This is a genomic window from Orenia metallireducens, assembly GCF_003001995.1.
Classification (GTDB): domain Bacteria; phylum Bacillota; class Halanaerobiia; order Halobacteroidales; family Halobacteroidaceae; genus Orenia; species Orenia metallireducens_B.
Window position 1 is genome coordinate 44,014 of sequence record NZ_PVNB01000004.1, and the last position, 12,441, is coordinate 56,454.

At 35.1% G+C, this 12,441-nt stretch carries 11 protein-coding genes; all 11 read left to right on the forward strand.

Features of this window, described 5'->3' with window-relative positions:
* Positions 1–18: 18 nt before the first annotated feature.
* The 11 genes from BX659_RS03875 (at position 19) to BX659_RS03925 (ending at position 12,321) form a co-directional block, all read left to right on the forward strand.
* Positions 19–2,349, forward strand: coding sequence for a sulfurtransferase TusA family protein (locus tag BX659_RS03875; protein WP_097017133.1), 2,331 nt, complete (start codon positions 19–21; stop codon positions 2,347–2,349).
* Positions 2,350–2,451: 102 nt separating this feature from the next.
* Positions 2,452–3,669 (forward strand): O-acetylhomoserine aminocarboxypropyltransferase/cysteine synthase family protein, encoded by a 1,218-nt coding sequence (locus tag BX659_RS03880; RefSeq protein WP_106231621.1) that lies wholly within the window; start codon positions 2,452–2,454, stop codon positions 3,667–3,669.
* A 322-nt stretch (positions 3,670–3,991) separates the two neighbouring features.
* Positions 3,992–4,624 carry an adenylyl-sulfate kinase gene (gene cysC / locus BX659_RS03885; protein WP_097017131.1) on the forward strand — a complete coding sequence of 211 codons (633 nt, stop codon included), beginning with the start codon at positions 3,992–3,994 and terminating at the stop codon, positions 4,622–4,624.
* Positions 4,625–4,804: 180 nt separating this feature from the next.
* Positions 4,805–6,196 (forward strand): SLC13 family permease, encoded by a 1,392-nt coding sequence (locus tag BX659_RS03890; protein ID WP_097017130.1) that lies wholly within the window; start codon positions 4,805–4,807, stop codon positions 6,194–6,196.
* Positions 6,197–6,245: 49 nt separating this feature from the next.
* Positions 6,246–6,731 carry a hypothetical protein gene (locus tag BX659_RS03895; protein WP_097017129.1) on the forward strand — a complete coding sequence of 162 codons (486 nt, stop codon included), beginning with the start codon at positions 6,246–6,248 and terminating at the stop codon, positions 6,729–6,731.
* A gap of 116 nt (positions 6,732–6,847) precedes the next feature.
* Positions 6,848–7,999: a sulfate adenylyltransferase gene (gene sat, locus BX659_RS03900; RefSeq protein ID WP_097017128.1), complete on the forward strand. Its 1,152-nt coding sequence runs from the start codon at positions 6,848–6,850 to the stop codon at positions 7,997–7,999.
* A 333-nt stretch (positions 8,000–8,332) separates the two neighbouring features.
* Positions 8,333–10,027 carry an adenylyl-sulfate reductase subunit alpha gene (locus tag BX659_RS03905; protein WP_097017127.1) on the forward strand — a complete coding sequence of 565 codons (1,695 nt, stop codon included), beginning with the start codon at positions 8,333–8,335 and terminating at the stop codon, positions 10,025–10,027.
* Positions 10,011–10,346, forward strand: a complete 336-nt coding sequence (locus BX659_RS03910; protein WP_097017126.1) for a 4Fe-4S dicluster domain-containing protein — start codon at positions 10,011–10,013, stop codon at positions 10,344–10,346. The genes BX659_RS03905 and BX659_RS03910 overlap by 17 nt, the downstream gene beginning before the upstream one ends.
* Before the next feature lie 364 nt (positions 10,347–10,710).
* Positions 10,711–11,163, forward strand: coding sequence for an S-ribosylhomocysteine lyase (locus BX659_RS03915; RefSeq protein ID WP_097017125.1), 453 nt, complete (start codon positions 10,711–10,713; stop codon positions 11,161–11,163).
* Between the two features lie 235 nt (positions 11,164–11,398).
* Positions 11,399–11,824, forward strand: a complete 426-nt coding sequence (locus BX659_RS03920; protein WP_097017124.1) for a MarR family winged helix-turn-helix transcriptional regulator — start codon at positions 11,399–11,401, stop codon at positions 11,822–11,824.
* Positions 11,825–11,925: 101 nt separating this feature from the next.
* The gene (locus tag BX659_RS03925) at positions 11,926–12,321 is read left to right on the forward strand and encodes a pyridoxamine 5'-phosphate oxidase family protein (protein WP_097017123.1); all 396 of its coding nucleotides are present in this window, start codon (positions 11,926–11,928) and stop codon (positions 12,319–12,321) included.
* Positions 12,322–12,441 lie beyond the last annotated feature (120 nt).

Below are 12,441 nucleotides of genomic sequence, written 5' to 3' on the forward strand. Positions count from 1 at the left end.
GAAAGGAAGGTGAAGAATATGAGTAATCGACCGATTTTTAATATTCCAGATACAGTTAAAGAAGACACGAATAATTATCCCAAATTAGTCGAACGTTTTGTAGCGAAAGACTTAGATGATGCTAGATTTAAAGGGCGTAGAGTTCCAATGGGAATCTATAGTCAGAGGGGCTATGAGCCTGGAGAAGAGAGATATATGGTCAGAGTTAGAGTTCCAGGTGGAGTGGTAAGTAAAGAACAATTAAAAACTTTAAATGAATTAAGTAAAGAGTATGGCAATGGATATATTCATATTACCACTAGACAGGATGTACAGATTCATCAGGTTAAGATAGAGGATACACCAGAAGTATTATTTAAGCTATTAGAGGCTGGATTAAGTCCACGAGGTGGTGGGGGTAATACTGTTAGAAATATCTTAAATTCTGCTAGAGCAGGGGTCAATCCTGAGGAAGCTTTTGATACTACACCCCATAACTTGGCTTTAACAGAATATCTGATTAAGACACGCTCTTCTTTTAATCTACCAAGAAAGTACAAGATCGCTTTCTCCTCGGATCCTAAAGATGATTCTTTAGCTACATTAAATGATTTAGGCTTTATAGCTACCAAGCAAGATGGGAAGAAAGGCTTTAAAGTATATGGAGCAGGGGGAATGGGAGGCTCTTCAGAATTAGGTATAGTTTTAGAGGAGTTCGTAGAAGAGGATAAGATCTTCCATATAGCAGAGGCTATTAAGCGATTCTTTGATGAGCATGGTGATCGTAGTAATAAACATAGGGCTAGACTCCGTTTTGTCAGAAAGCGCCTTGGTGATGAAGAGTTTGTCAATAAATATAAAGAGTACTTAGCAGAAGTGCTAACAGAAGATCTAGAGGTTGAAGAGTTAAATAGATATGAGGAATTAAGAGCAGGTAAAGGAGAAAAGATTGATTTAATAGCTGATTATCTTTATGCAGAGAAGGTAGAAGGCTATTATTCTTTAGAGCTTAGAATGGAGAATGGAGATATCAACTATGATGAATTGAATCTCTTATTAGAGCTATTAGATGATAGTGAGATATCTTTAAGAACTACTATCAAACAAGGCTTATTAATTAGAGGTATTAAAGGGCAAGATTTAGCAGGGTTAATTGAGAAGATTAATCAGGTCAATCCTAATCTAGTAGTTGCCAATATGGGAACAATGCCTGTTTCTTGTAAAGGTGCATCTACTTGTAAACTAGGATTATGCGTTTCACCTAATTTATCAGAGGCTATTAGAGAGAAATTAATTACTTTAGATGATAAAGTGCAAGCAGCATTACCGCAAATTTATATCAGTGGTTGCCCAAATGTCTGTGGACAGCATATTATTGGTAATATTGGTTTTGAAGGTAAGGCTAAGCGATATAATGATAGATTGGTTCCTCACTATGCATTATTTTTAGGAGGAAATGTAGAGGAAGGTAATAGTAAGTATGGAGAGGCAGTTATAGATATTCCTGCTAAGCGGATACCAGAGTTTTTGGCAGAATTGGCTAAATTATTGGCTGAAGATGGAGATTATAACCGAGCTGATTTTAATGATTATCTAGAAAAGGGTGGAAAAGCTAAGATAGTTGAACTGGCTGAGCAATTCATTGAGATTCCTACTTATGAACAAAATCCAGATATTTATAAGGATTGGGGTAAGAAAGAAGACTTCTCCTTAGCAGGTAGAGGACCTGGAGAATGTGGAGCAGGTGTAATGGATATCATCCAATTGGATATCAATACTGCAAAATCTAATTATAGTAAAGGAATCAAAGCAGAGGATAACAATGAACTTTATAAAGCAATTATCAATGCTGCTAGAGCATTATTGGCTGTAAGAGGAATAGATACCGATAAGGATAGAGTTATTTTAGCAGAATTTAAAACCGAGTTTATCGATAAGAATTTGTCAGATAAACATTATAGTGAGCTTTTAGATGCTGCCCTAGATTATAAACTAGGAGATATTGATAGTCTATTATCTTATCAAGACCAGATTGATGCTTTAATTGAACGAGTAGACTTTTTATTCAACTCTTTAAATGCTAAATTGGAGTTTGAATTAGAAGAAGTTACTAGTGATAATAATAATGAAGATAAGAATATCTTAGGTAATAAGGTGGCAGATTTAAGAGGAGTTAAATGTCCAATGAACTTTGTCAAGGCTAAGGTGGCAATAGCACCTCTTAATTCAGGGGATATAATAGATATTTATTTAGATGAGGGAGCACCGATAGCTAATGTTCCTCAGAGTCTGGCTTCAGAAGGACACGAAATCCTATCTAAAGAGAAGAGAGAAGACGGTTCATATAGCTTAAGAGTTAAAAAAGCATAGTAATTAGTTGATAATTTGAAGTTGATAGTTGATAGTTAAAAAACAAGTAATTTATAATTATCAACTATCAATTGTACACTAAATAACAGGGAGGAGAATATAATGGACTTTGAGACGAAGTTGGTAAATTTGAAGATCAAGGATCAATATGGTGCGACAAATACTCCAGTTTATTTAAATAACTCTTTTGCTTATGATAATGCGGAAGATTTAGAGAAGGTATTTAATAATCGTGCCTTGGGATATACTTATTCAAGAATTAGCAATCCTAGCACTAAAAGTGTAGAGGATAAATTAGCTAGCCTTGAAGGTGGAAAACAGGCGATAGTATGTGCATCAGGAATGGCTGCTATCTCTACAGCTACTTTGACTTTATTAGAAGCAGGAGATGAGTTTATCTCAACTAGCTCTTTATTTGGTGGGACTTATAACCTCTTTAAGAACTATCAAAAATATGGAATTAAACCACGTTTCAGTCAAGGTATTGAAGCTGAGGATATTGCAGAGCTGATAACTGATAAGACAAAGTTCGTCTTTTTAGAGACCTTAGGAAATCCTAAATTGGATATTCCAGATATTAAAGGGATAGCTAAGCTCTGTGAGAAGAATCAGATTCCATTGATCGTTGATAGTACAGTCACAAGCCCTGTTTTAATCAAGCCAATTGAGCTAGGGGCAAATCTGGTAATCCATTCAACTTCAAAGTATATCAATGGTACCTCTAACTCGATTGGTGGAGTGATTGTTGATGGAGCAAACTTTGATTGGACTGTCTTTGATAATTTTGCTGATTATAAGAGGTTTAGTAAATTAGCCTTTAGTGTTAAAGCTAGAGGAGAGGTCTTTAAAGACTTTGGACCTTGTTCATCGCCATTGAGCTCTATGTTAAATGAACTGGGGATTCCTACTTTAGCTTTAAGAATGGAAAAGCATTGTCAGAATGCATTAGAATTAGCCGAATTTTTGGCAGAGCATCCAGAGGTAAAAGAGGTTAATTATCCAGGTTTAGAGGATAATCAGTATAATCAACGGGCTAAAGAATTATTTGCTAATGGATTTGGAGGAATGTTGACCTTGAGAGTTGGTAGTAAAGAGAAGGCTTTTGAAATTATAAATAATTTAGAGTACTTCTATAACTTAGCTAATATTGGTGATGTTAAATCCTTGGTGATTCATCCTGCATCTACAATCTATGCTGGTAATACGGTAGAAGAAAGAGAGTCATTGGGTGCTTATAATGATTTAATTAGGGTCAGTGTAGGGATTGAGAATGTAGAAGACCTTAAAGCAGATTTTGCACAAGCACTAAATAAGTACTAGTTAACAGTGGACAGTGAACAGTTAAATTCAAAAAATTTATAACCATTGGAACCTAATAAATTAGCAATGAATTAACACAAATTGTACGAATTAAAAGTAAAGATTAAATTATAAATGATAAATTAAGGTTTTAAGAAGTTCTTGATTTAATTCCTGTAAATTTGTGAAATTGGCTGCTAAAAAATTGTTTTGAATTAGTTTTTTAGATTCTAAGTAATGAAAGATTGGGTGTTAGATTGTTTTGTTCTTTGGCTTTTTAGGTGTTTAACTGTCAACTATCAACCGTCAACTGTAAACTAATAAATTAGGGAGGAGTTTGAGTATGGAGGAATCGACTAATAAGAATATAGTTTGGCATGAAGGAAAGGTAAGTTATCAAGATAGGTGTGAGAATTTAGATCAAGAGGGTTTAGTTATTTGGTTTACTGGACTTTCTGGGGCTGGTAAATCTACTATTGCTGTAGAGGTTGAAAAAGAATTGATTAAATTAGGTAAGGCTGTTTATCGTTTAGATGGTGATAATGTGCGCCATGGCTTGAACTCAGATTTAGGATTTACTGCTGAGGATAGAAATGAGAATATCCGCAGAATTGCTGAAGTGGCAGCATTATTTAAGGATGCAGGGTTAATTACTTTGGCTTCTTTTATCTCTCCATATCAGAAGATAAGAGATTTTGCTCGACAGAGAGCAGGCAAAGATAACTTTATTGAGGTTTATGTTAAAGCTGATGTAGAGACCTGTGCAGAACGTGATCCAAAAGGCTTATATGAGAAGGCTAAGAGTGGAGAGATCAAGAACTTTACTGGAATCTCTGCTCCTTATGAAGTTCCAGAGGATGCTGATTTGGTCTTAGATACTGTTGAATTATCGGTAGAAGAGGCAGTAGCAAAGGTATTAGAGTCGATTGATAAGAGACAGGGGATAATTAAGAAGAAATTACAGGCAATAGGATAAAGAGCAGTTGACAGTGTACGGTGTATAGTTGACAGTTAAAATAATAAAAAAGACTTATATCATATGTGATTTGATGATTTTTGTTTTGAACTGTCAACCATCCCTATGAGTCTAAAGTATAAGACTCTTCGGGTAGACCACTGTAGACTGTAAACTAAATTAACGGTAAGGGTGATGGCGATGTTTAAAAGGCTTAAAGATTTTATTATTATTGGTGGAATCATACTATTTTTATCGGTGTTATTATTGCCACAACCTGAAGGATTAACTGTAGCTGCCAAGAGTTCTATTGCTCTGTTTATACTCTGTTTGAGTCTATGGATTAGTAATGCTATTCCTTTAGCAATTACCAGTTTGTTAGGAATAATTTTGATTCCACTATTGGGTATCTTAGAGTTGGATGAGGCCTTTGCCCTTTTTGGAAATAAAGCTATCTTCTTTATTCTGGGAGCTTTGATTTTAGCAGCTGGGATTTATCAAACTGGTTTAGGCTCTAGAATTGCCTTTAGCATTTTAAAGAAATTTGGTCAAAGCCCTCGAAAATTACTGTTAGGAATATTATTAACCTCTGCTTTATTGTCCTGCATCATGCCAGAGCATGCAGTAGCCGCTTTATTATTACCGATTATCTTAGAGGTGGCTACTAGTCTAGAGTTAAAGCCTTTAGAGAGTAATTACGGGAAGCTATTATTCTTATCTATGGCGTGGGGGGCAATTATTGGTGGAATAACGACTTTTTTAGGGGGAGCACGAAACTTATTAGCAGTGGGTTTGCTTGAGAAGAACTATGATATTTCCATTGGTTTTTTTGAATGGATTAAGTATTCTTGGCCAATTCCTACTTTAATTTTATTAGTGACTTATTTTATAATTGCTAAGCTTGTAAAGATAGATATAGATAGTATAGAGTTGGCAAGAGAGACCTTAGAAGCAGAGATAACTAGCAGAGGGGCAATGTCTAGCAAGGAAAAGAAGCTGATGTTAGTTTTAATAGCTGTGCTCTTTAGTTGGCTATTCTTATCTTCTATAATTGATATAGCTATTACCTCTATCTTGGGTGCTGTATTGACCTTTGCTATTCAGGTAGTAGAGTGGCATGATATTGAGGAATATGTCAATTGGGGTGTGATTTTAATGTATGGTGGAGCAATTGCAGTAGCCACCTCTTTGGTAAGGACAGGTGCTACCAATTGGCTATCTGAGGCTGTGTTTGTCCATCTGAATCTATCGCCCTTTATCTTTCTGATATTTTTAGCCATCTTCACTATGTTACTTACTGAAGGGATTAGCAACGCAGCGGCAGTGGCGATTGTTCTGCCTTTAGCCTATAGTATAGGCGATATCTATCAGATCAATCCGATTATTATTACCTTATCTGTTGCTCTGCCAGGAGGTTTGGCCTTCTCTTTGCCGATGGGCTCACCCCCTAATGCTATTGCCTACTCTTCAGGATATTATAGAATTAGCGATGTAGTTAAATTTGGTCTGATATTAATGCTGATCTCTTGGCTAGCGTATATGTTAGTTGCTAAATTTTATTGGCCACTGATAGGATTAAAGATTTTAATATGATAGATATGTTAATTGTAAACTTGAATTATCAGGTGGTGTTGATATCTTAATGGAAAAAATAATGTTATTATTATTCAGTTTCGCTTCTTTAGATAAGGTTATTGAAGATTCTTTTAAATTATTGACTAAGGAGAATCAATTACAGGTGATAGCAGTATTAGAAGAAGAGCTTCCTGCATCATTACCAAAGCTAATTTCTCAGATAGGTTTTTTAGGAGAGAAGGTAACTGAAGATGTAAAGGAGATCATCCTAAAGGAATATAAGAAAAGAGGGGTTGAGACTCTAAAATCCATCTCTGCAAAGGGAATGGAGGAAGGGTATCAAGTTAAAGTAGAACAGATAGCTAAAACAGCCCTACCTAATTTAAAGCAAGATTTACAGCAAGGAGAATTTAGTCAGTTGATAATCAACTATACTCGTGATCAATTTATCTCTAAAGATGTACTAGCATATGAGATTGATGATTTTTTAGAAGGTTTAGATATATCTTATAGGATATATTATGATGGCAAATTAGCAACGGAAAAGCAGTGAGTAATGAGCAGTAAAAAAAGAGCTAAAGGTAATGTGAATTATTTTATTAGGCAGTATAAGTGTGTTTTATATTAAAAAAATATAACGATAAAAGAGATAATAAGGGAGTTGTTATAATGTTAATTGAAGCCCATGGTGGAAAGTTGGTTAATAGAGTACTAGAAGGAGAAGAGCGTGAAGAATTACTAGAGAAGGCAGCTAAAATGCCTCAGTTGAAGTTGAGCTTAAGAGATTTGACTGAGGCTGAAAATATAGCTATTGGACTTTATAGCCCTTTAGAAGGATTTATGACTGAAGATGATTATACTAAGGTTGTTGAAGATATGTACTTAAGTAATGGCTTACCTTGGACTATTCCAGTGGTATTGGGAGTTAGTCAAGCTAAGGCAGAGAGTTTAGAGGTAGATCAAGATGTGGCTTTAACTGATAGTGAGGGTACTGTATATGCGATTTTACATTTGGCTGATAAATATGAGTACGATCAAGAGCAGGAAGCTCAGCTAGTATATAAGACTACAGAGACTGAGCATCCAGGTGTAGTAAAGGTTTATGAACGTGGTGAGGTCTTATTAGGTGGTAAAATCTCATTATTAAGAAGAATTGAGCATAAGCTATTTAATGAGTATAGGTTGGATCCAAAGGATGTTAGAGAGTTAATTAAAGAGAAGGGATGGAATCGGGTAGTAGGCTTCCAGACTAGAAATCCTATACATAGAGCCCATGAATATATTCAAAAGTGTGCTTTAGAGATCTGTGATGGGTTATTATTAACACCATTAGTAGGTGAGACTAAGGGGACAGACGTACCAGTAGAGTATCGAGTTGAGAGCTATGAAGTAGTAATGAATAAGATCTATCCTCAAAATAGAACAGGTTTGGCAGTATTTCCAGCGGCAATGAGATATGCAGGACCAAGAGAGGCAGTATTTCATGCTTTATGTCGTAAGAATTATGGTTGTACCCACTTTATCGTTGGTCGTGACCATGCAGGTGTTGGAGATTATTATGGTACTTATGAAGCCCAAGAGATGTTCGATAACTTTAAACCTGAAGAGATAGGTATTGAACCATTACGCTTTGACCATGCTTTTTATTGTAAGGAGTGTGAGAGCATGGCTACTGCTAAGACATGTCCTCATGGTCAAGAAGACCACATCTTCTTAAGTGGTACTAAAGTACGTGGCTTATTAAGAGATGGACAGAGACCTCCAAAGCAGATGACTAGACCAGAGGTAGCGGATGTATTGATTAAGGGAATGGCGAAATAAGTACAGTGACAAGTGACTAGTGATGAGTGACGAGAAGTTGTTAGTGAGTAATTTAATTCTTTGTGATAGTAGAAAAATTAACCTAATATAGAGATAAAGCGACACTTTTGTTGTTAGGTAGATAGGTGGGGAGATGGTTAGGAACTGCCTAACTACCTAACTACCTAAATTTCTAACTCCTGACCACCAAAGAAAAGGTGTCGCAATATACCCATTAACTGATAATTTATATATTGAAATTTAACTAGCACAACGTATTAATTTAATATTCTTATTTACGTACTCATTACTATTTACTGCTCACTAATTATTGCACTTAAAAGGGTGGTGAAAATGAATAATATCGAAATTGTTAATTTAAAGACTGATATTTTAATTATTGGTGGTGGCGCTGCTGGCTGTTATGCAGGGGCTAGAATCAAAGAAGAGGACCCTAAGGCTGATGTCCTAATAGTTGATAAAGCCCATATCAAGCGCAGTGGTTGTCTAGCTGCAGGAATTAGTGCAATTAATGCCTATCTCAATCCTGGAGTAACTCCCAAGGATTTTTTAGATTATGTCAAGAAGGATTCAGAAGGTTTAGTCAGGGATGATCTGGTTTATACTCTGGCTCAAGGATTGAACAAAGCAACCCATTGGCTTGAAAAGTGGGGTTTACCCTTCTTAAAGGATGAAGTAGGTAATTATGTAGCCAAGGGTAAGCGAAGTGTCAAGATTAACGGTGAACATATTAAGCCGATTATGGCTAAAGCTGTTGAAGAGAGTGGAGTAGAGGTTTTAAATAGGGTCAATATTAGCAATTATATAGTAGTAGATGATCAAGTTAGAGGAGCCTTTGGTTTTTCTGTTAGAGAGAATAAGTTCTATGTAATTCAGGCTAAGGCTGTTATCTGTGCTACAGGAGGGGCAGCAGGGATTTATAAGCCTAATAATCCAGGTTCAGCTCGCCATAAGATGTGGTATTCTCCCTTTAATACTGGTGCTGGCTATGCTATGGGGATTCGGGCTGGAGCAGAGATGACAACCTTTGAAATGAGATTTATTGCTTTAAGGACCAAGGATACCATCTCTCCTACAGGGGTTTTGGCACAAAGCTTTAAGGCAAAGCAGGTTAATGGGGAAGGTATAGAATATCAAGAAGAATATAAGAAGAATTCTACTCCCTATAGATTACATGCTACTTTAGAGGAGAATAAAGAGGGGAGAGGGCCTTGTTACTTAGATGTGACTCATTTAAGTGATGAGAGCAATCATCGTTTAAAGCGAGCCTATTTAAATATGTCTCCAGGAATTGTCTTAAAGTGGGCTGATGGAGAGATAGAGCCTAATCAAAGTCCAGTAGAGATATATGGAACAGAACCTTATATCGTAGGTGGTCATTCTCAATCAGGCTATTGGGTTGATAGCAAGAGAAGAAGTACCATAGCAGGGTTATATGCAGCTGGTGATGTGGCTGGAGGAGCACCTAAAAAGTACGTTACTGGAGCTATGGTTGAAGGTGAGATAGCAGGGCTTGATGCTTTGGATTATATTAGAGGTAGAGATTTTGTAGATCTCTCTAATAACCTTATCAACAAAGAGTTTGATAGAGTATTCTCTCCTTTGGAAAAGGAGGAAGGCTTTCTTCCAGAGGATCTTGAAGAGCGATTACAGAAGGTTATGGATGAATATGCTGGAGGTATTAGTACTAATTACCGTTTAGATGAAGGCAAATTAATTATGGCTAGAAAAGAGCTTAGAAGGCTAAAGGAAGATTTAACTAGAGCAAAGGCGGAAGATGTCCATCAGCTGATGAATTTACATGAGGTTATTGATCGAGTAGATGTGGCTAGAGTGCTTGTAGAGCACTTATTATATAGAAAAGAGACCCGCTGGAGATGTTATCAGGAGAGGGTTGATTATCCTAAGAAGGATGATGAAAATTGGTTTAAATTTGTCAATTCTAAGTATAACCAAGAGCTTGATCAGATTGAAATCATCGAAAGAGAACATATAAGGTTAGGTGATTTAGATGGCAGTCAAAATTGATAAGAACTTATGTAATGGCTGTGGGAGTTGTAAAGAGTCTCGTTGTATGGCAGTCTGTCCTGGCAATTTATTATACAAAAATGAAGATAATCAAGCTAAGATCAGGGATAAACGGGAATGCTGGGACTGTGCTGCTTGTGTCAAGGAATGTCCAAGGCAAGCCATTGCCATGTATCTGCCAGCAGAGGTTGGGGGGAGAGGGTCTACCTTGCAGGCACAGGATTTTGGTGATAAAATAGTATGGAAGCTAAAGAAATTAGATGGTAGTATAGAAGAATTTAATATCCAGAATAAATTATTATTTAATTCAAATTTGTAAGCATATCATGTTCTATGGTGTGCTTATTTGTTATAATATAGGTATGTGAATTCAAAATGAAACTTAATAGAGAAAAAGCGATATTTAGGAGGTAGCTGGGTAGGGGTTAGGAAGACCTGACTACCTAACCCTCTAACTTCCAACTACCAAAGTAAAAAGTGTCCTAATATCCCTATATAGCTTCATAGTTAAATTTCATTCTAGATTCACGAATCTATATCTTGCTAATAGCTAAAGGATATGAGAGATAGATACTATATTATCTTTTTGAGGTCAAGATTAAGTAAACCATAAAAATACGGTTTCAATGTTTTACTTAGACTTGGACTTAACCTTAAACTAAATCAATAAAGGGGGATTTTAAATGAAAAAAGTAGTTGTAGAGAGCTTTACAATGGATCATACTAAGGTCAGCGCACCCTTTGCTAGAAAGGCTGGTACTATTGAAACACCTAAGGGTGATATTATCACTAAATTTGATTTAAGGTTTCTCCAGCCTAATCAAGAGGCAATGCCAACAGCTGCTCTTCATGGCTTAGAACATCTATTAGCAGGCTTTATCAGAGAAGAGTTAGATGATGTAGTAGACTTATCACCAATGGGCTGTAGAACAGGATTTTATCTAATCTTAGTAGGAGAAAGAAGTGAAGCGGAGGTAGCTGTTGCTTGGATTAATGGGCTTAAGAAGGTCTTAGAGGCTGAGGAAATTCCAGCAGCAAACCCTATTCAATGTGGTAATTATAAAGATTTGTCCTTATTTGGAGCTAAAGAGTATGCTAAGATTGTCTTGGAAGGTCTAATGAAAAAGTATAATTAGATATTAAATTAGTAACGAGTAAGAAGTGATGAGTGAAAAAATCTAAAAAAATATATAGATATAATTTATTAGCAACGAATTTTGCGAATTTAAAGTAAGGTGAATTTAAAAAATTACTTTAATCCTTAATTCGTTGCAGAAAAAGTTTAATAATTTTACTTGATATTACTTGGACATCCAAGTATAATGAAATTAGGATGAAGAATTAGCTCATCTAAAGAAAGGACTAATACCTATGAATACAGATAATAGCATTAAACTGATTAATCTTATTAGACAAGAAGCCAATAATTTCTTATTAAAGGAATTAAAGAAGATTGGATTAGAAAATATAGCTCCTTCCCATGGTGATATCTTCTTTGTTTTATTTAAAAATAATGAATTAACGATGACTGAGATTGCTAATAAAATTAATCGTGATCGTTCTACAGTAACTACTCTAGTTAGAAAATTAATGAAATTAGGATATTTAGATGAAAAAGAAAATCCTGAAGATAGAAGATCTAGTATTATCTTTCTGACCAAAAAAGGTCAAGGATTGAAAGATGATTTTGATAGAATATCTAAAAAACTCTACCAGATGGAATATCAAGGAATTAAAGAAGAAGAAAAAGAGTTGTTTTTAAAATTACTAAATAAAATTTATAGTAACTTCAAATAATTTTTTAATATAATACTTGGATATCAAATTAAATATTATTTTTCCAAATACTTTGATATCCAAGTTGTTATAAATATCTAATAAAAATGGAGGAATGAGAAATGAAAAAAGCATTAGATTTCTTAAAAGAAAGTGGTACTTTTTATTTAGCAACTACTGAAGGGGATCAACCTAGAGTTAGACCCTTTGGGGCTGCCTTTGAATATGAAGGAAAATTATACATTGCTACAAATAATACAAAAAAATGTTTTGAGCAAATGTTAGAAAATCCTAAGGTTGAAATCTCTGCTATGGATAAAAATCAACAATGGATTCGTATTACTGGAAAAGTTGTAAATGATGATAGACGTGAGGTAAAGGAATTTGCATTGCAAACTATTCCAACTCTAAAGCAGATGTACAGCGTTGATGATGGAATTTTTGCAGTGTTATACTTCAGCAAAGGAACAGCTACTATTTGTTCTTTTACTAGTGAACCTGAAACATTCTCATTATAATACATAGAATATATAAGCTAACTATATTCTGAAGTTAAAATTATTTTATCTTGAAATTAGAGAAATAGAGATTTTTAATTTAGATTTAATTTAATAAGTATTAGGCAAAAAATAAGTCTT

What these genes read in the sequence shown, in the direction of transcription:
- BX659_RS03915 (WP_097017125.1), top strand. Translation starts at nt 10,711, where the DNA reads ATGAAAAAAGTAGTTGTAGAGAGCTTTACAATGGATCATACTAAGGTC.
- cysC (WP_097017131.1), top strand. Translation starts at nt 3,992, where the DNA reads ATGGAGGAATCGACTAATAAGAATATAGTTTGGCATGAAGGAAAGGTA.
- BX659_RS03890 (WP_097017130.1), top strand. Translation starts at nt 4,805, where the DNA reads ATGTTTAAAAGGCTTAAAGATTTTATTATTATTGGTGGAATCATACTA.
- BX659_RS03910 (WP_097017126.1), top strand. Translation starts at nt 10,011, where the DNA reads ATGGCAGTCAAAATTGATAAGAACTTATGTAATGGCTGTGGGAGTTGT.
- BX659_RS03880 (WP_106231621.1), top strand. Translation starts at nt 2,452, where the DNA reads ATGGACTTTGAGACGAAGTTGGTAAATTTGAAGATCAAGGATCAATAT.
- BX659_RS03895 (WP_097017129.1), top strand. Translation starts at nt 6,246, where the DNA reads ATGGAAAAAATAATGTTATTATTATTCAGTTTCGCTTCTTTAGATAAG.
- BX659_RS03920 (WP_097017124.1), top strand. Translation starts at nt 11,399, where the DNA reads ATGAATACAGATAATAGCATTAAACTGATTAATCTTATTAGACAAGAA.
- BX659_RS03875 (WP_097017133.1), top strand. Translation starts at nt 19, where the DNA reads ATGAGTAATCGACCGATTTTTAATATTCCAGATACAGTTAAAGAAGAC.
- BX659_RS03905 (WP_097017127.1), top strand. Translation starts at nt 8,333, where the DNA reads ATGAATAATATCGAAATTGTTAATTTAAAGACTGATATTTTAATTATT.
- BX659_RS03925 (WP_097017123.1), top strand. Translation starts at nt 11,926, where the DNA reads ATGAAAAAAGCATTAGATTTCTTAAAAGAAAGTGGTACTTTTTATTTA.
- sat (WP_097017128.1), top strand. Translation starts at nt 6,848, where the DNA reads ATGTTAATTGAAGCCCATGGTGGAAAGTTGGTTAATAGAGTACTAGAA.